The sequence below is a fragment of the Symmachiella macrocystis genome (assembly GCF_007860075.1).
Classification (GTDB): domain Bacteria; phylum Planctomycetota; class Planctomycetia; order Planctomycetales; family Planctomycetaceae; genus Symmachiella; species Symmachiella macrocystis.
In genome coordinates, this window is record NZ_SJPP01000001.1 from 309,672 (window position 1) to 327,024 (window position 17,353).

Genomic DNA, 17,353 nt, shown 5'->3' on the forward strand with positions numbered 1-17,353 from the left:
ACACGGATTGGCTTGGCATCAATATCGTATGCGACGGATCCTGATCATCATACTGTTGTTGCTCGTGCTGACGACCGTGGGGATCATCGGTTTCCGGTTGATCGAAGGCTGGGACTGGATCGATTGCGTCTACTATACGGTCGTGACCGTGACGACGGTCGGCTACGAAATCCACCCGCTTAGCGACGAAGGCAAGTTGTTCGTCACGTTCTATTTGGTCACGTGTCTGGGTATTTTCACGTACAGTGCCTTTCAGTTGGGGCAATGGGTGGTCAGCGCGGAAATGCGCTCATTTTGGGAATTGCGTCGCATGCAGAAAAAAATTGATCAACTGGATGGGCACTACATCGTCTGCGGCATGGGTCGCATGGGACGCACGATCTGCGACAACCTGGAGGAACAAGGGCAGCCCTTTGTGGTGATCGACACGGACGAGGAACGGGTCATTTCGCTCTGCCAATCGAAAGATTGGCCCCATATCGTGGGTGACGCCACCGACGACGGAATTTTGCAATTGGCGGCGATCGAGCGGGCCAAATCGTTAGCGGCCGTACTTCCCACCGACGCGGACAATGTCTACGTTTGCCTGACCGCTCGGTTGATGGTCCCGGAATTGCAGATTGTTGTTCGCGCGAGCGACGACAAGGCGGCCGCTAAAATGCGACAAGCGGGAGCCAATCGTGTCGTCAGTCCCTATCGCCAAGGCGCGTTGAAGATGGCAAGATTTATGGTCAGCCCCAACGTCGAGGACTTTCTGGAAATCGCCGGCAAGCGGGGGCAGGAGTTGGAACTGGTCGATATCCAAGTCGCCGACGATAGCCCCTACGTGGGAAAACAACTGACCGAAACCAATCTGCGCGCGATGGGTGTGATGATCATCGGCATTCGCCGCAACAACGGAGAACGCCTGATGCCGCCGCCGGGAACCGCTCAAATCGAGTCGGGCGATTGCTTGTTCGCGTTCGGTAGTTCATCAGCGATCAATGAAATGATCGGCAACATGCCCGAATGATGCCGCCGCGGACATCATCCACCGGTGTCATCCACCGGCCGAGGTTCTAGAGTTTCGCCAACCACGATTGGCAATTTGTGCCCACAGTGCCCGGAGCGGTGCCCAAAAGGCGAATGCGCAAAAGATCAATGGCACAGCCATCTCGCGCACGACGTAGACGGCAGCGATCGTAAAAATCAGTTGCAGCATGTGGTGGTAGTTTTGCCGGCCGCGAAAGAGTTGGTTGAACACGTGCGGATAGCGGATGCGGGAAACCATCAAGCAACCGACTGCCAACGTCACAAACGGGAGTCCCATGCGAGCGAAAGTATCCAGGTCGGGTCGCACTGATTCCAAAGCGCTGGATTGCCATTCCGTGATCCGTTCTAAAAACTCGGGGTAGGCGACAGCGAAGGCCGCCACCGTTCCGGCCGCTGCCGGCGAAGGCAACCCGCTGAACGATTCGTGCGTATCCTCTTCACCTGTTTCCACATTAAATCGTGCCAGTCGCAACACCGCGCACATCACATACAACACGGCAATCGCCCACAACATCCGCCCGTGAAACGGTGTGGAGAACTTGACGAGGATAAACGCCGGCGCAACGCCAAAACTGACCGCATCGCACAGGCTGTCCAACTCCGCACCAAAATCGCTGGTGTTTTTGGCCAATCGCGCGGCGCTGCCGTCCAGCATGTCGAACACCATGGCGATAAAGATCAACAAACCGGCCACAAACAGGTTGTGAGGATCTGTCTCGGTGCCGTTGAGTTTCGCGGCAAAGGTGATGCTGCCGAAACCACAGGCGACGTTGCCCAACGTCAGTAACGTCGGCACCACAGCAAACATTTTTTGCCGGCGCGTGCGTTTCGTCTTGGCCGGGACGGCCAGCGATTCGTCAAACTGTTCATTCATGACGCTGACTCCTCAGCCGACGCAGCGGGATACCGTGCGAAGATGGTCGCCCCCGCCTTCACGGTTTGCCCCAATTTCACGACAATCTCCAGCCCCTCTTCGCGGGGCAGTACCAGTTCGGTTCGCGAGCCGAGTTTGATCATTCCGAACAATTCGCCGGCAGCCAATTCATCCCCCGGCTTGACCCAACATACAATCCGCCGAGCGATGGCACCGGTGATTTGTCGCACGGTCATACGACGGTACGGTGCGCGGTTTTCTTCAATGCGGACCGCGAGTTGTTCGTTTTCCCGTGCCGATTCGGCGCGCATGGCATTCAGGAACTTGCCTTTGCGATAGACGATGCCGATCACCCGCGCCGGCACCGGAACACGATTGACGTGGACGTTGAAGATCGAGAGAAAAATCCCAATCAATACCGCCGGACCGCCGATGAATTCGTCATGCTCGATTTCCTCGATCGTGGTGACTTTTCCGTCCGCCGGCGAGACCACAACCCCCGCTCCAGCCGGAACCGTGCGGTTGGGATTGCGAAAAAACGAAACGAAGAACAGACCAAACACAGCCGGCACAATCGCCGCCGGCCAATAATAATACGCCAGTACAGCAGTCGCCCCGAAACAAACCACCGACAATATGATCAGTTCCGCTAAGCCCGCACGGGCAAACGGCAGTCGGTCGCGCCATGTGAAGGGATCGTCTTCAGGCCGCCAATAGTACCCGCCTTGATTCTGATAAAACTTCACGTCGCGCGGATCGAGCACTTCGTGCGGACAAACATTCTCCGTCCCCTGCCGTAACTCAGCCATCTTACGCACGTAGCCGCGGCGAAAAGTCTTCAAATACGCCCGCCGCAGTGCCCCCCAGGCAAGTTCGATCTGCATGCAGATCCCTCCCCCCGGTTGAATGGTGGTCACCTGCGGATCCAAGGTTTGCAATTCCGTACGTTGCGTTTCTTCAGCCACGAAATCGGGCATCGTCTGAGGACTTTCTTTGCAGTACGCTCGTTAGTCTGTAGTTGGCGGTTGGCGGTAAGTTGGAATTCACCACGGAGGACACAGAGTAAAAAGGCTTTAGGAGGTAGGCTTTAGACGACAGACTGTTGGGTTCGGTAATCCAACTCCCTCCTACAGCCTATGGTTTACAGTCTATATTCCTTGGCTCCTTGGCGCATTTCTGAACGGCCGTGAACGGTTCATCTTAGCTACACGACGCAATAATCGCGACAATGTAACCGTTGCTCTCCCTATTTTCGGAAACTGAGGCAATCACAACCGTCATATCCGGGTGGAAACGAGTGGCGGGAACGCTCGCACCCTCAAGCTAGGATTGAACTTGCGTCGATAATTGGACTATCGGAACGGTCTGCGGTGGTCGGGAATCCCTGCGTGCGATTTCGTTAAGAAACCACGAAAATTGCCACCGTGGACCTGGACCGCTGACTCATCTTCGCTACTGTGGGAATATTGTTTGCAGCGTCCGGTCGGGATCGGGTTTGATTGGCCCGCAGCCGCCGATTCCACTGTGGACCGCTGGACAGTACACCACGAAACTTCAGACCATTTGGTTTTTTATTTCAGGGAAAGCGTAAAGATGAGCATGCCGATTGTCGCCGTCCACGGACGGCAAATTTTGGATAGCCGGGGCAACCCGACTGTGGAAGTCGATATCGAATTGGAAGACGGGAATATCGGACGCGCCGCCGTTCCCAGTGGAGCCAGCACCGGTGTGCACGAAGCCCACGAACTGCGCGACGGTGACAAAGGGATCTACCTGGGCAAAGGAGTCACCAAGGCGGTCGAAGCCGTCAATGAAGTCATCGGCCCGGAATTGTTGGGGCTGGACGTTGCCGACCAACTGACGATCGACCGGCTGATGATCGCCTTGGACGGAACGGAAAACAAATCCCGCCTGGGCGCCAACTCCATCCTGGGTTGCTCACTGGCCTGTGCCCATGCAGCCGCCAAGACAAGTTTCTTGCCGTTGTTCCGCTACCTGGGCGGAGCCGGCGCCAAGTACTTGCCGGCCCCGATGATGAACATTATCAATGGCGGCGAGCATGCCGACAACAACGTCGACGTACAAGAATTCATGGTGATGCCGCTGGGGTTTGATAATTTCAGCGACGCCCTACGTGCCGGAACCGAGACGTTCCATCAACTCAAAAAAGTATTGCACGACAAAGGCCTGAATACGGCAGTCGGCGACGAAGGGGGCTTTGCTCCGGAACTTGATAGCAACCAAATGGCGCTCGACGTGATCATGACCGCCATCGAAAAAGCAGGGTACAAACCGGGCGAACAAATTCAAATCGCTTTGGATGTCGCCTCGACGGAGTTCTACGACGAGAAGACCGGCAAGTACACGCTGGAAGGCAAGCCGCATAGCTCCGACGACATCATCGCCCTGCTCTCTTCGTGGGTTGAAAAGTACCCCATCTGCTCGATCGAAGATGGCTGTGCCGAAGACGATTGGGACGGTTGGAAAGCCATGACGACCGCCCTGGGAGACAAAGTGCAACTGGTGGGCGACGACCTGTTCGTCACGAACGTCAAACGCCTGCAACGTGGGATCGACGAAGGGATCGCCAACAGCATCCTGGTGAAGGTCAATCAGATCGGCACCTTGAGCGAAACGATCGACGCCTGCGAATTGGCCGCCCGTAACGGCTTCACAGCTGTGATGAGCCATCGTAGCGGCGAAACCGAAGACACAACGATTGCCGATTTGGCGGTCGGATTGGCGACAGGTCAAATCAAGACCGGTTCTGCCAGCCGTACCGACCGGATCTGCAAATACAACCAATTGTTACGCATCGAAGAACTCCTCGGAGACGACGCCCGTTACGGCGGCCGCATCTGGGGACGGTAAATTTTTAGTAGGCAGTCGGCGGAAGACAGTAGGCAGAAGTGAGTGGCCGGTGGTTAGTGGCCAGTGGCCAGAAAGGTGTAGGTCAGGCTCCCGCCTGACGCGCACCACATTTGGTTCTCCACTCCTAACCCTACCGTCTAAAGCCGACAGCCTAAGGCCTAACCCGAATGAAAGTCGCATTCGAACAACGGACGAACTTGGAGCAGAGCTGGGTGCCCTCGATGGCATTCTGGCTCTGCTTGTTCGTAGCTGCTGCGCTGTTTGCGATTCCATTTCTGGCCCCCAAACTGCTCGCGCACGCGCGACTCAGTAGCCGGCATGACGACAATCAGGCCCAATTGATCACGCTTAGCGAGCATTGCGAACATTTAAAAATCGTGCAGGATGCGCTGCAAAGCGATCCCGGTTTTCAAGCAGAGTTGGCCCGCATCGAATTCGACGCGGTCAATCCAGCCGAACAACGCATCCCGGTCGGCAACGGCCTCACGCTCAACGCCATCGCCGCCGCCCCGATTCCCACGCCGCCGGGCAACACCCTGGCTTGGTACACACCGCTGCTGGAATTTCTGACCAACAACCAATCCTACACAGACTGCATGCTGGCCTTCGCAGCCGTGTTAGTGATGTACGGTTTCATCGGCCTGCACCGCCCGGTCGCATCGCGCATGTAGCATACGTCGCGACGCACCAGTCTCACGTAGGACCAACGAATTCCCTTCGCAAACCTGCGTTGCACACGTTTTCTAGCGACGTACAATATCGAAGGGCGAAGAACCGTCGCTCGCTTCCGAACCGCGTGCAAAACACAAATGCCGCCCCCATGTCGCGCCTACACCAAACCCTGCTGATCTTCGCCACGCTAGGGACATCCTGGCTCGGCATGATGATCGTGCATGAAGCTGGGCACGTTCTGCTGGCTTGGCTCACTGGAGGAACGGTCACCCAGGTTGTCTTGGGCCCGTTGGTTATCTCGCGAACCGACGTAGATCCCAATCCGCATCCACTGTGGGAAATCTGGGGCGGACCGGTCGGCGGGTGTTTGATTCCACTCATCTTCTGGAGCCTTGCCCGCTGGCGGCGCTCTTCGTGGACGTACCTCGCTGCTTTTTTCGCCGGATTCTGCTGGATCGCCAACGGCTGCTACCTAGCTATCGGCTCGTTCGACCGCGTGGGCGACGCCGGCGACCTGCTCAAACATGGTGCGCCCGCCTGGCAATTATTTCTGTTTGGCATCGTTACAATCGGACCCGGGTTTTGGCTGTGGCATGGGCTGGGACCACATTTTGGCCTGGGATCTGCCCATGGCAGAGTCAAGGAATCCCACGCCGTGGCCTTGTCCGTACTGTTTGTGCTGCTGGTTTTAGTCGAGTCGTTATTTTTTGGAGAAACCGGGGCGATTTTTTGAACCGAACCCGGGCTAGCCCCGTTCTGTCTAGCAGACAGCGGCCAACTTGAGAGAAACAGCAAGAAACAACCAGGAGTTTTAAAGCCGCTCCTCCCCCGGCGCCCGCGGGGAGGAGCTAAGGAGGGAATCTTATGAAAATCTTGATCGCACTATTCGTCATCGCTGTCGTGATGCTGATGGAAGGGTTCGGGATTTGGATGCTGTTGGGAATCAACGAGCACGAACCAACCAGCCGCGGCCGCATGTTCTGGCTCGTCACGATCATCGCCACGCAATGGCTGGGCGGACTGGCCTACTGCACCTACCGCACACTGCGGCCAATCCAAGGCCGCAGTCTCTTCTCGCGACGACGCGGCTCACCACTGAAACGTGGCTGGCAGCCGCACGTGGGCGGGGTTTGACGGACCGGTTCGCCCCCCCGATATGGGAGGCCGATGGCCTGCACTCGGCAATTGGTCATACTCCAAAGGACCGTGATCTCCGCCATGATAAAGCCAACCTGCTGTCAAATCTGCGAATCTGAAAAAATTATTACTAACGCGCGGATTGTCGACCAAGGTCACTATTCCACGGGAATCTATAAAGCTGTTGCCTATGGGAAACCCAATGCGGTGATTTTTAAGGACCGAATCATGGCAGATGTGACGGCTTACGTTTGCGGCGAATGCGGTCACATTGAATTTCGAGTGGACCAGCCACAACAATTCTACTCTCAATACATTCAAGCGCGGGGCCGGTGAACTGGAAATCGTAATTGCACGGATGGGCTCCTAGCTGTGCGTAACTTCTGATCAGTCATCCCCATGCGCGTCAGTTTGCAATTGGAATCGATAACGCGTTCCAAGCGGGTTATCATGGGTTCTAATCCTATATGGACTGCTCAACGCACCGCGGGGTTTGAATCATGTTTCAACAATTCGATCGACTGTTTTGCGGCATGCTATTCGTCGCGTTCGGCGGAGTGATCGAGGGTCTAGGCGGCTTGTTGGTCGCGTTTGGATACATTGCCGTCGCTCTCGCATGCCGGGATCTCGCACAGTATTCGGCGAAGTTTACCCAGGTTCAGCGATTGTGTCTATTTTTCGCGGTACTGAGCGTCGCAGGCACTGTGATGTTCACGAGATCGTCGTTTCTGCTGGCGATTCCGGTCGCCTTAATGCAGCTGCTGATGACTTGGCAATTGCTTCGCGGGGTCGCCGAGTTTTCTCGCAACCACGACGCGCCGCAACTCGCCGAAACGGCTGATTGGCGTCGCCGCATTTACTTGATCGCAAATATCACTTCCGCAGTGGCGTTGCTGATCATCCTGCTCATCGCAAAGGCCTTTGGCGACGTCCACCCCAGCATCTTTTTCGCTGCAATAATTCCCACATGGGTCACCGGTTTGATGGTCCTACATCTGCTCTATTTGACGAGATTGCGTTTCGCGGAAAAGAAGCCGACCTTCGCCAGTGCAGAGTTGTCCCCGAAATAAGTGCGATGCGGGAACACAGCCCGCTACAGCTTTGAGCTACAGTCTCAGTGCCTTGCGTATCTCTTGAGACCGTCTATCCGATGCATCCTTGCACGCGAAACACGTTAACGGTTAATGGCACTCAAACAATACCTCGAAGGTGAAGCCATTTCATAGCAAAATCTCAGGGGGCGCCAAACATGCATTGAGCCGTTCGAACAAGGAGCCCCCTCGGCTAGCGATGGCATTTTGATTGATATGTGTTTTTAAGATCGCCTCTTCAAGCGATTCTAGCATCCGCATTGCACGTTGCTGTTCTTTGGAGGTTTCAGCGAGGTTGATTACTTCGTCCGGGTCGTTTTTGAGATCATAGAGTTCGAACTTTGGTCCGAATACGGGGTTTCGTAACTGGTAACCATCATCCCAATAACATGCTCCCGTACCATAGACCAGCTTCCACTGTTCCTCCACAAGGCAGGCTTCCTCGTTGTACGCGTAATGTGAAATCAGTTCGCGTCGCCAATCCGACGTTTCGCCGATAACCAACGGCCACAGCGACCGTCCGGGCAACTCGCGGGGAATTTGGATATCACAGAAATCCAGCAGCGTGGGGACGATATCGACGAGCGACACCAGTTTATCGCACGCTGCTCCGCCAGCGGTGTCGCCGGGCACTCGGAGAAGGAACGGGACGCGGACTGCCGGCTCATAGCAACAATGTTTTTCAAACCGGCCGCGCTGCCCTAGCAAGTATCCATGATCACTAGTGAAAATCACCAGTGTGTTTTCGACAAGCTTGTATTTTCTCAAAGCGTCGAGAATCAAACCGATGTTCTTATCCATGTATGACGCACAGGTGTGGTAGGACGCAATGATGCCCTGCTTTTCTTTCCAGGTCAGGCTCTCGAATATCTCCGGGATTTTTGAATGTTCAACGCGTGGTTCGGGTGGTTCAACACATTCAGGCTTGCAGCGGTATTCAAAATTGACCGGAAAATGAAATGGCGAGTGCGTCTCATGGAAAGCGACGTACGCAAAAAATGGCTCAACAGGGGGCTTCGAAAGGAATTCTACGGCTGATTGGGCAACGTACGTGCCGTACATTTGCTCGTCGCTTGCCGCGTAAGGCCAAACCATGCTATTCAGCCAGACGGCTGCTGGGTCAAAGAACGGACGCCAATCCGGCAAGACCTTGCCGTTGGGCGTACTCGGCGGCAAGGACGATTCCCCGTGCGTCTCAAGCCATTCTGCATGGTCTCTATGATCGATTGCCTTGTCGAAGCGATGTTTCAAATCAGCATAGTAATGCGTTTTACCAAATGCGGCAGTGTGATATCCATGGCGTCTCAGACGATCGGCAATTGTCAGTTCGTAATCTGGAAGTGGAGTCGGTGACAGCGTGACACCGATGGACCAGGGGAATTTACCAGTCAAAAACGATTGGCGAGAGGGTGTTGAAAGTGGAGCTGTACAGTAGGCACGATCAAATCTAACACTTTCCGTAGCCAACCGGTTGATATGGGGTGTCTGCGCAATGCGATTTCCGTATGGCTGGCACGCTTCGCAGGAGAAATCGTCGGCACAGATCCACAAGATGTTCCGGGTGGGAGTGTTTTGCACGAGGGCCCCATCCCATTTATTAAGTGTAGTGTGGCACTCCAGGCTCGCTAATGCTGCCTGACGAAGCATTTCAAGCTGATAGGAAACAAGACTTGACTCAAGTGGCAGAGACAGCCCTCTGGTGTTCATTGCGATTATGACAGCTTTCTCACCGATTATGAATAAGAAATACAAGCTTTTGCGGACTTCAAAAAAACGAATGCAAGAGCCTAATTTTCTACTACCCACTTCCGAGTAAGGTTCAACTCCGGGGTAATGTTGTCACATAGACCACCAGCGACGTACAATATACAACGCGCCATTGGCGACGACATGAAATCACCGAATTTAAATATGAATAGGGAAATTCTCGCATGACTACCGACCCCCTGGAACCTGAAATTCTCGCAACGGTCCGTTCCCAAGTTGAAGCGACGATGATTGTGGCTGATTTGTCTGAACGGGGTATTGAAGCTTCTTGCGGTGGCGGCGATCCGGCTGGTATTCCGGTCGAAGGCGTGACGCATGTCGACATTGTCGTCCGCCAGGATCATCTCGAAGCTGCCAAAAAGGCGTACGCTGAAATCCAAGAAGAAAAATCACACATCGACTGGTCGCAAGTCGACGTTGGTAAACCGGAGGAGTAACCGGGAAGCTCGTCGGCTAGTCATTTCGCCCAATGATTTAATAAGGCTTCAACCGTATGACCACCGATCCCCGCGAACCGCAAGTCCTCGCTAGCTTGTACGCTGAAACCGAAGCGGCGATGATCGTTGCCGCTTTGGCCGGTCATGGTGTCGAAGCCTCGACGACCGGCGGCATCACCGCCGGTTTTCGCGCCGAAGCTCCAGGTCGCGTTGATATCATTGTGCGGCAAGAACAACTCGAAAAGGCACAGCAGGTGTACGCCCAAATTCAAGCGGACTTGTCCGACTCGGACTCCGAAGTCGACTGGTCGAAAGTCGACGTTGGCAAACCGGAGGAGTAACCTACTCCTCCGCCCGTCCCCAGCGGCTGGGGTTGATTCCCGTCGCTGTGTCCTGCATGCCTGCTGGTTTGTTTCCCCCTTCGGGGAACCAGACGCGGCGATTTCGGCCGGTCATCAGTGTCCGGACCTCTGGCGGCACGTTTGCCAATTCGCTGGCGTCCCACTCCCGCACCTCCCCCGCCGGTCCGGCCCACGCGGGGCGATAGGCGATCGCCAACATTTCGCGGGCGAAATCGCCGGTGTTCGGATAATTGCCGTGAAAGACGTTCTGCTGTAACAACACCGCCGACCCCGCGTCACAGGTCACCATCACCTGTTCGGGATGTCCTTCGTATCGCAAATAGGGATTCGCATCGGCATGTAGCGACAAATGCGAGCGCGGCACCACGCGAAACGGCGAGACTTCCGGCGTCAGGTCATCGAGATAATACAGCACGCGAATCAGTCGCGGGCAACTGTGCTCAAAGCCAAAAATCTCCGAACCCCAAGGCTGCCCGTCACAATGCAGACTGATCCCTGGATGCCCGGGAGCAGAGCGGGCGTAGCCGTAATCCATCATCACGATCTCATCACCGAACAAGGCCGTGAGAAATTCAAGCGTCGGCCGATGCGCGATCAACTCGGTGATTGCCGGGCCGGCGAATTGCACATTCGGATAGACTTGTTGATGCACGCTGTAATCAACCGCAAAGGTGTCCAGCTCGCGCGTTTCACGATTGAGCCGCGCAATGTGCTCCGCATCCAACAAATCGGGCAGCACCAAAAAGCCTTCCACTTCCAGGTGCTGAATCTGGGCCCCGAGGTCGAGTGCCCGCCAATCCCTCTCCAGCGGTCGGTCGTGCATCGCGTCAATCCCCCAAAGAACCATAGGGCAGACTCCCGTCTGTCATAGCTGCTGCGAGCAGCGCCGTTCAAAACTCCGCAGCTGTAATCAACGCATCAGCCCCTTGCGTGCGCAAGTCGCCGGCAACAGCGATCCCCAGAGCCACGGCATCTTCACCCATGGCGGTCGCCATCAGTCGTTGTTGGCCGTCGGAACTGAGTACAACGGCTGTTAATTCCAGCTGATCATTTTGCAGACTCGTTGCAGCAGCAATCGGGGCATGGCAGCCCCCGCGTAGTTCGTGCAACAAAGATCGCTCCGCAGTCGTCGCCTGCTGGGTTGCCGAGTCGTTGATCTTTTCCAGTATTTCCTGCGCAACGACGTCGTCGCTGCGGCATTCGATGCCCAATGCCCCTTGACCGATGGCCGGCAACATTACCGGTGGCTGCAACTCACAATCGATCCGTTCGGCCAGTTCCAGCCGCATCAATCCGGCTGCCGCTAGAATCAAGGCGTCGAATTCGCCCTCATCGAGTTTGCGCAAACGGGTTTCGACGTTGCCCCGTGCTTCGGCAAATTTCAAATCAGTTCGCTGGTGCAACAATTGCGCGCGGCGGCGCATACTGCCGGTCCCCACGATAGCGCCTTCGGGCAGGTCATCTAGAGCGCCACCACGGCGTGAAGCGGGTAGCAACAACGCGTCATGCACCGCGCCGCGCGGGGGAATCGCTCCCAGCGTCAGCCCGGCGACCATTTCGGTGGGCAGATCTTTGAGGCTATGCACGGCGATATCCGCATCGCCATCCAGCACCACTTTTTGCACTTCACGGGTGAAGACCCCGAATTCGCCCAGGCTGGAGAGCGGCTCCGATTTGTCGCGGTCGCCAATGGTCGACACGTGCACAATTTCGATGCTCGTACTGGGCGCAGCGGCGCTGAGCAGTTGCTGCACATGATGGGCTTGCCACAACGCCAAACGACTGGAACGTGTGGCAATCCGAATAGGCGGTGTCTCACTCACGAGGTCGGGTCTCGATCTACTTTGCTCTGCAAAAAAGAAGACGGGCTCTGCAAAAAAAGAACTCGGGCTTCGTAATAAAACGAAGACGGGCGTTGCAATATTAACAATGACAGTTTCCCGCCAGTGTCGTCGATGCAGCGCTGTGGAGCAACCGACCGCGTAATCGATTCACGACAAACTGATTCGCGTTACTCGGTTTTGGGCGGACCGGTCAAAATTGTACCGCTGTCGCTGATCGCCGGCAGCGCCGAGGGGAGTTGTTTGCCGAATGCTTTTTTGAGCACTTCAGGGGTGACTTGTTGACGTCCGGGAACCAGTACGCCGCACGAGATACAGAATTGGAAGGCCTCGTCAACGGAGATGTCCAGGTCGATCACTTCACTGCGGGGCACGTTCATCGTATAGCCCGTCACCGGCATTGGTGAACTGGGGATGAGCACGCTGATCATTGGTTCCCCCGCAGCTGTGGCAATATCCAGCATACTTTCGCCCGTCACCAGACCCAACGACCAGATTCCCCGGCGGGGATATTCGATGGCCACAACCCGGCTGTATTCGACTTCGGTTTCGGTCAGCAGAAAATCGGTGACCTGCTTCACCGACGAATAGACATTGCGGATCAACGGTAGCCTGGCCAGGATTTTCGTTTCAATTTTGTGCACGACCCAAGAGCCCAACTGGGCCGTCATCAATCGACCGACGAAATAAACACCCACTACGGTGAGCAAAATCGCCAGCGCGCTCAGGTGCCAAAAACTGTAGAAGTATTGCGTCGTGACGTAATCCATATACGCCCCGATCGCCGTCGGCGGCATGGCTAGTGGACCGACCTGTCGCTCCACGGTCGCATAGACGTGCAGCGGAATATACCCGCCCCCCATGGGGATGTAGATGTTCTTGGAGAGTGCATCGCTGTTGTAGGCAAAGTCCTTTTCTGCCGTATCTTCGCGGATAATGGTTTCCCACAGATGCCGCTGATCCACCCGCTTGCCTGCCGGGGAAGCAGCGCGCTTCTCGGCAATCAACTTGTCGATTTCGGGAATCTTTTTTTGCAGGCCCGGTGTAATGCGGTAGCGGTTTCCGATTGTAGGAAGCGGCGGCAATTCTTCGCTGGGGAGCAGCTCCCGCTCTTGCCGAATCTCGTTGACCGTACTGGCGATGGTCCATCGCACACCATCGCCAATCGGTTGGATGATGTACGTATTGAGTCCTTGGCCGACCCACAGCAAGATCACCAACGTCAAAATCGGCGGCAGACTGATCGACAGCCCGCGGAGGAAGACGCGCGTCGCGGCCCCTTTGGGCAATTTCTTTTTAATCCGTGCTCCATCTTCGGTCATGCGCAACCGCCTCGCTGGTTGATTTTTCACTGTTCCAAAGCGCCACACGGTCGCCGATCAATTCCGCATGGCGCGGGCAACGACCGCTGTAATCACGCGCTCGGCACCCGCTTGTTTGAGAACCCGCGCCGCTTCGTGCGCCGTGGCGCCGGTCGTCATAATATCATCGACCAACAGCACCGTCGCCCCTTGAATTTCTTCCGGACGGCAGACTTTAAAGGCTTTTCGCACATTTTCGCGACGCCGGTCGGCCGGTAACGATCGTTGCGGCTTGGTCCATTTGGCCTTCACAAGTATATGGTCACTCTTACGGACCTTCAAGTTGTGTGCCCAGACACCAGCGAGCGTTTCCGCTGGATTGTGCAGACGGGACAAGCGTTGCAACCAGAAGTGAGGCACCGGGACGACGACGTCAATCGGCGTATCTCGAAACGCTTCTACTCGGCGCTCCCATTGCAATTCCGCCAACCCCGCCGCCAATGCCTGTTGTCGCCCCCCTTTGGCTCCCAGACAGGCTTGCCGTAATTGATCCTCATAAATCCCCAACCGTATCACCCGTTCGAAGGCGAACTTTTGGCGAACACAAAAATTACAGCCACGCGCCGGATCCACATACGGTCCAATCGGCGCCCCGCAACGATCACAAGACACCCCCGCATTGCTCAACAAGTCACGTCGACAACCGTCACAAATCTCAGCACGACACGTCAGCGATTCCGGAAGGGCCGTCTGGCAAACGGCGCAGTGGCGAGGATAAACAAAATCTACTGCGCACCGCCCAAAGCCCTGTATCGCCCCCGAGACTGCCGCAGGCAGACGAGATCTCAGCGTTTGCATTTCTGATCGTGATGCCATCGATTCCCCCAACCCACGCCGGTAACCAGTAAGGAAATCCTCTTTTTTTATTTCTTATCCGTGTCCATCCGTGTTAATCCGTGGCTAAAAAGAATTCAAGATTCACTCAGCCGCCAAATTGACCCGCACGATTTCCTTATCATTCCGCGCAAAAACGCTCTGCATCGCAAAGGCCGGGTGCGACCAGATTGTCAGGCGACGGCGGACTTTGCGTGTTGGCTCGAGCAATTCTGCGCGGCTCAGTTCTTCGTAACCCTCCGGCGTCAAACGAGCGATGATCAATTCGCCTTGTTCGTTGCAGATGAACACGCGGTCCTTGTGGGGGATCAAAAACGCGTTCCACCAACGGTCTTCCCCCGTCGCCTCAAATGTCTCCCAAACACGATCTCCCTGTTCGGCGTCCAGGCAGCGCAATTGTCCAAAACTACAGACTCCGTAAATGTGCGATTCTGTAAAAATCGGCGTCGGCATAATCGAATGCAGGCCGTCGGTCTTTTTTTCGCTGTCGCTATTTCCTTGCCAAAGCAGTTTCGCCGCTGGGGGATCGGAGGAAACTTCCAGCATCCGCGGTCCGTTGTAAAACGCAGTGACGAATAGCCGATTGCCTTGACGTTTCGGCGTCGGCACCGTCAGCCCTACGCGCACATCGAAGGGGAACTCCCAGTATTTTTCGCCGGTTTCTGGATTGAGAGACGTGATGGCTGTGGGGTGCCAAGCAATCAGTTGCCGCACTCCATCGAACTCATAAATCACCGGCGGAGCATACCCCACGGCCGGATCATCTATTGCCCGCCACAGTTCTTGGCCGGTCATTTTGTCAAAGCTGACCAGACACGCGCCGTCGCTGCCCCCGACGAGGGTGATCAATTGTTTGCCATCGACCAGCGGCGAGGCCGCCATACCCCAGTTCGGCAGTGCGGTCCCATACTCCTCGACGAAGTTCTTTTTCCAAAGGATTTCTCCCTGTTCGACGTCAAAGCAAAACATGTCTCCCTGCGTGCCGATTGTATAGACACGATTGCCATCGACCACCGGCGTCGCCCGCGGGCCATGGGCATAGCTGACTGTGTAGCGGACGTCGTAAGCGTGCTGCCACAGAACCTTGCCCGTTTCGGCGTTCAAGCAGAGGACGCGTTCTTGGCGGTCCGCCGGTTGGTAATCGGTAACGAATACCCGTCCGTCCGCCACGGCCGGGCCGCTGTAGCCTTCTCCCAAGGGAGTCGACCAAACGCGCGGCAATGGTCCCGGCGGGAGGGACTCGACGATCCCGTCTTCGCGCCAAACACAATCCCGGTGCGGCCCACCCCATTGGGGCCAATCTTCGGCGAAACTGGAGCGGATGGGGATCACGAACAGCAGGACCGCAAAGCAGAAGGATAGGCAAGTCGTCGGCGCGACGGCAAATCGGCAGGGCATCGAGGAACTCCCGGAGGTGTGATGAGCGGGCTGGACAAACTGATTCTAGCGATGCATGTCCAATTCCCGGCCATGCGCGCGACCCCCGCATCATACGCAGCATGGCGTGCCAAGCCAACCACCGTTTGCGTGCAGCGGGCAGCAGGCCTCGAAATCAAGCAGCCCCGCCGCCGTCCCCCGCTTTTTTCGCGGGTGGGGCTGGGACTTTTTTTGCCGCCGGCGATTGCTGCCGCACGAGTAAAATCATGCGTACACGTCGCGGCGCGTCAGCGTTTTGCTTTTTGATTTCAGCGTTGTCCACGCCGATGGCTTCCTGTTCGGCCAGTTTAATGGCAGGTTTGTCCGCTAATTCTTCACTCGAAGAGGGGACTGCAGGTTTGCTGGGCGTTTTCTCAATGTCGACCGTGCCTGCCGGAATCTGTGATTGCAAAGCCTCGGGAACGGCTGTGACTTGAGCTCGTGTTGTTTGCCGGGCGATTGCGCGGCCAACAATTTGGCTCCCTTCCAATCTCGAAGCCTTCGGTTTTTGCTTCCCATCGCTTTGCCCCTCGCCACGGCTTTCCTTTGCGGTCTCATTCTTGCGCGTGATCGATCGTTTCTTCGAACCTAGTGCGGGGGGAGGGACATCCTTGGGGATGTGCGACTGCGGAGAGGTTCGGCTGCCAAACTGTGGGGGAACCGATAGCGCATCGTCAGCACGATCATCGGTTTGCTCACCGCCAGAGGCGCCAAAGTGGGCCTGCTCTTTGGTGGAGAGTTGAGCAACGAGAATCGGTTGGCCAGCCTCCAGGTCCAGCAATTGGCCGCCATCGTCGTTGATATTGGCGACAAGATCCGCCAATTCCTCCGGCGAGCCTTCTAGATGGATGGCAATCGTATCGGGCGCGCCTTCCAAGCCAATGACATCCACTTGCGTGCCACCGATCCATTGATCGATATTGACCACAACCGCCTTGAAAACCGCCACTTGCTCTTGTGACTCGTCCAGTTCCGTCATGTGGATGACTTCGCCGATTCGGCTACGGTTCCATTTTTGACCGGCGGGCAATCTCACCAATTTGTCTTTTTTTATCGCGGGCTGCTTGCTTTGCCGCAGCATCGTGTCGGCCTCATCCGTCGCAATGAATTTCTCAGCGTCAGCGGTTTGTCCGCTATTGATCGCTGGTAATGCAACGGTTGCCGCATTCCGGGAAACTGTTTTTAGATCCGATTGGGCATCCGTCGTCAAAGCTTCGGCCGGAGCGGTTTCGGCCTCCATCTGATGATTGTCCATATCCTCCACGACTATCGCTTCTGTCATGGGCTGCTGCACCGGTTGGGGGGCGGGCACTGCGCGGACCAGAAACACCACAGCTGCTGCGGCGGCGGCGATTCCCAATGTTGGTTTCAGCCAGGATCGCCGGGTCGTGGTCACGGGGGCCGGAGGGGTCGGTTCGCGCAGCAATGAACGTCGTTCCGCCTGGAGGAGGACTTCTTGCGCGAATCCTTGCGGAGGCTGCGCGGGGGGCAGCTCCTGCATCCACTGCGAGAGCTTTTGGAAGTCCGCCAGTTGTTGCTGCGCAGCGGGAGAGGATTCCAACAGCTGCGCCACATCCGCGCGCTCACTCTGCGACAGTTCCCCGTCCAGATACGCGGATAGCAATTCTTCGGATATTTTGTCGTTCATACCGCACCGA

18 protein-coding genes are annotated in these 17,353 nt (G+C 56.2%); 9 read left to right on the forward strand and 9 right to left on the reverse strand.

What is annotated here, in order from left to right:
* The first annotated feature begins 28 nt into the window (after nt 1-28).
* Entirely contained in the window at nt 29-1,012 is a 984-nt protein-coding gene (locus CA54_RS01200; protein WP_146369054.1) for a potassium channel family protein, read from the forward strand.
* Between the two features lie 27 nt (nt 1,013-1,039).
* Here the strand turns inward: CA54_RS01200 and pssA are convergent, their stop codons facing one another.
* On the reverse strand, nt 1,040-1,906 hold the full coding sequence (gene pssA / locus CA54_RS01205; protein ID WP_146369055.1) for a CDP-diacylglycerol--serine O-phosphatidyltransferase: 867 nt from the start codon (nt 1,904-1,906) through the stop codon (nt 1,040-1,042).
* Nucleotides 1,903-2,883 (reverse strand): phosphatidylserine decarboxylase family protein, encoded by a 981-nt coding sequence (locus CA54_RS01210; RefSeq protein WP_231962926.1) that lies wholly within the window; start codon nt 2,881-2,883, stop codon nt 1,903-1,905. The genes pssA and CA54_RS01210 overlap by 4 nt, the downstream gene beginning before the upstream one ends.
* A gap of 616 nt (nt 2,884-3,499) precedes the next feature.
* On the opposite strand from CA54_RS01210, the gene eno reads away from it, so the two are divergent.
* The 6 genes from eno to CA54_RS01240 all read left to right on the forward strand — a co-directional run bounded on the left by eno (nt 3,500) and on the right by CA54_RS01240 (nt 7,656).
* Complete coding sequence (gene eno, locus CA54_RS01215) at nt 3,500-4,777, forward strand: phosphopyruvate hydratase (RefSeq protein ID WP_146369056.1); 1,278 nt, start codon at nt 3,500-3,502, stop codon at nt 4,775-4,777.
* 167 nt (nt 4,778-4,944) lie between these two features.
* Nucleotides 4,945-5,448, forward strand: a complete 504-nt coding sequence (locus CA54_RS01220; RefSeq protein ID WP_146369057.1) for a hypothetical protein — start codon at nt 4,945-4,947, stop codon at nt 5,446-5,448.
* A 149-nt stretch (nt 5,449-5,597) separates the two neighbouring features.
* On the forward strand, nt 5,598-6,182 hold the full coding sequence (locus tag CA54_RS01225; RefSeq protein ID WP_146369058.1) for a M50 family metallopeptidase: 585 nt from the start codon (nt 5,598-5,600) through the stop codon (nt 6,180-6,182).
* Nucleotides 6,183-6,313: 131 nt separating this feature from the next.
* Nucleotides 6,314-6,583, forward strand: a complete 270-nt coding sequence (locus CA54_RS01230; RefSeq protein ID WP_146369059.1) for a hypothetical protein — start codon at nt 6,314-6,316, stop codon at nt 6,581-6,583.
* A gap of 84 nt (nt 6,584-6,667) precedes the next feature.
* The gene (locus CA54_RS01235) at nt 6,668-6,922 is read left to right on the forward strand and encodes a hypothetical protein (RefSeq protein WP_146369060.1); all 255 of its coding nucleotides are present in this window, start codon (nt 6,668-6,670) and stop codon (nt 6,920-6,922) included.
* 164 nt (nt 6,923-7,086) lie between these two features.
* The gene (locus CA54_RS01240) at nt 7,087-7,656 is read left to right on the forward strand and encodes a hypothetical protein (protein WP_146369061.1); all 570 of its coding nucleotides are present in this window, start codon (nt 7,087-7,089) and stop codon (nt 7,654-7,656) included.
* 150 nt (nt 7,657-7,806) lie between these two features.
* Here CA54_RS01240 and CA54_RS01245 read toward each other — a convergent pair whose 3' ends face one another.
* Complete coding sequence (locus CA54_RS01245) at nt 7,807-9,429, reverse strand: sulfatase family protein (protein ID WP_146369062.1); 1,623 nt, start codon at nt 9,427-9,429, stop codon at nt 7,807-7,809.
* Between the two features lie 179 nt (nt 9,430-9,608).
* Here CA54_RS01245 and CA54_RS01250 point away from each other — a divergent pair, with 179 nt between their 5' ends.
* Both CA54_RS01250 and CA54_RS01255 read left to right on the forward strand, forming a co-directional pair.
* Complete coding sequence (locus CA54_RS01250; RefSeq protein WP_146369063.1) at nt 9,609-9,881, forward strand: hypothetical protein; 273 nt, start codon at nt 9,609-9,611, stop codon at nt 9,879-9,881.
* A gap of 56 nt (nt 9,882-9,937) precedes the next feature.
* Nucleotides 9,938-10,222: a hypothetical protein gene (locus CA54_RS01255; protein ID WP_146369064.1), complete on the forward strand. Its 285-nt coding sequence runs from the start codon at nt 9,938-9,940 to the stop codon at nt 10,220-10,222.
* A 1-nt stretch (nt 10,223) separates the two neighbouring features.
* Here CA54_RS01255 and CA54_RS01260 read toward each other — a convergent pair whose 3' ends face one another.
* The 6 genes from CA54_RS01260 to CA54_RS01285 form a co-directional block, all read right to left on the reverse strand.
* The gene (locus CA54_RS01260) at nt 10,224-11,066 is read right to left on the reverse strand and encodes a phytanoyl-CoA dioxygenase family protein (RefSeq protein ID WP_146369065.1); all 843 of its coding nucleotides are present in this window, start codon (nt 11,064-11,066) and stop codon (nt 10,224-10,226) included.
* 67 nt (nt 11,067-11,133) lie between these two features.
* Entirely contained in the window at nt 11,134-12,066 is a 933-nt protein-coding gene (hemC, locus tag CA54_RS01265; protein ID WP_146369066.1) for a hydroxymethylbilane synthase, read from the reverse strand.
* Between the two features lie 188 nt (nt 12,067-12,254).
* Nucleotides 12,255-13,406, reverse strand: a complete 1,152-nt coding sequence (locus CA54_RS29070) for a DUF502 domain-containing protein (RefSeq protein ID WP_197532112.1) — start codon at nt 13,404-13,406, stop codon at nt 12,255-12,257.
* A 57-nt stretch (nt 13,407-13,463) separates the two neighbouring features.
* Nucleotides 13,464-14,261: a ComF family protein gene (locus CA54_RS01275; protein ID WP_146369067.1), complete on the reverse strand. Its 798-nt coding sequence runs from the start codon at nt 14,259-14,261 to the stop codon at nt 13,464-13,466.
* A 102-nt stretch (nt 14,262-14,363) separates the two neighbouring features.
* Complete coding sequence (locus CA54_RS01280; RefSeq protein WP_146369068.1) at nt 14,364-15,677, reverse strand: PQQ-binding-like beta-propeller repeat protein; 1,314 nt, start codon at nt 15,675-15,677, stop codon at nt 14,364-14,366.
* A 154-nt stretch (nt 15,678-15,831) separates the two neighbouring features.
* Complete coding sequence (locus CA54_RS01285; RefSeq protein ID WP_146369069.1) at nt 15,832-17,343, reverse strand: anti-sigma factor family protein; 1,512 nt, start codon at nt 17,341-17,343, stop codon at nt 15,832-15,834.
* Between the last annotated feature and the right edge of the window lie 10 nt (nt 17,344-17,353).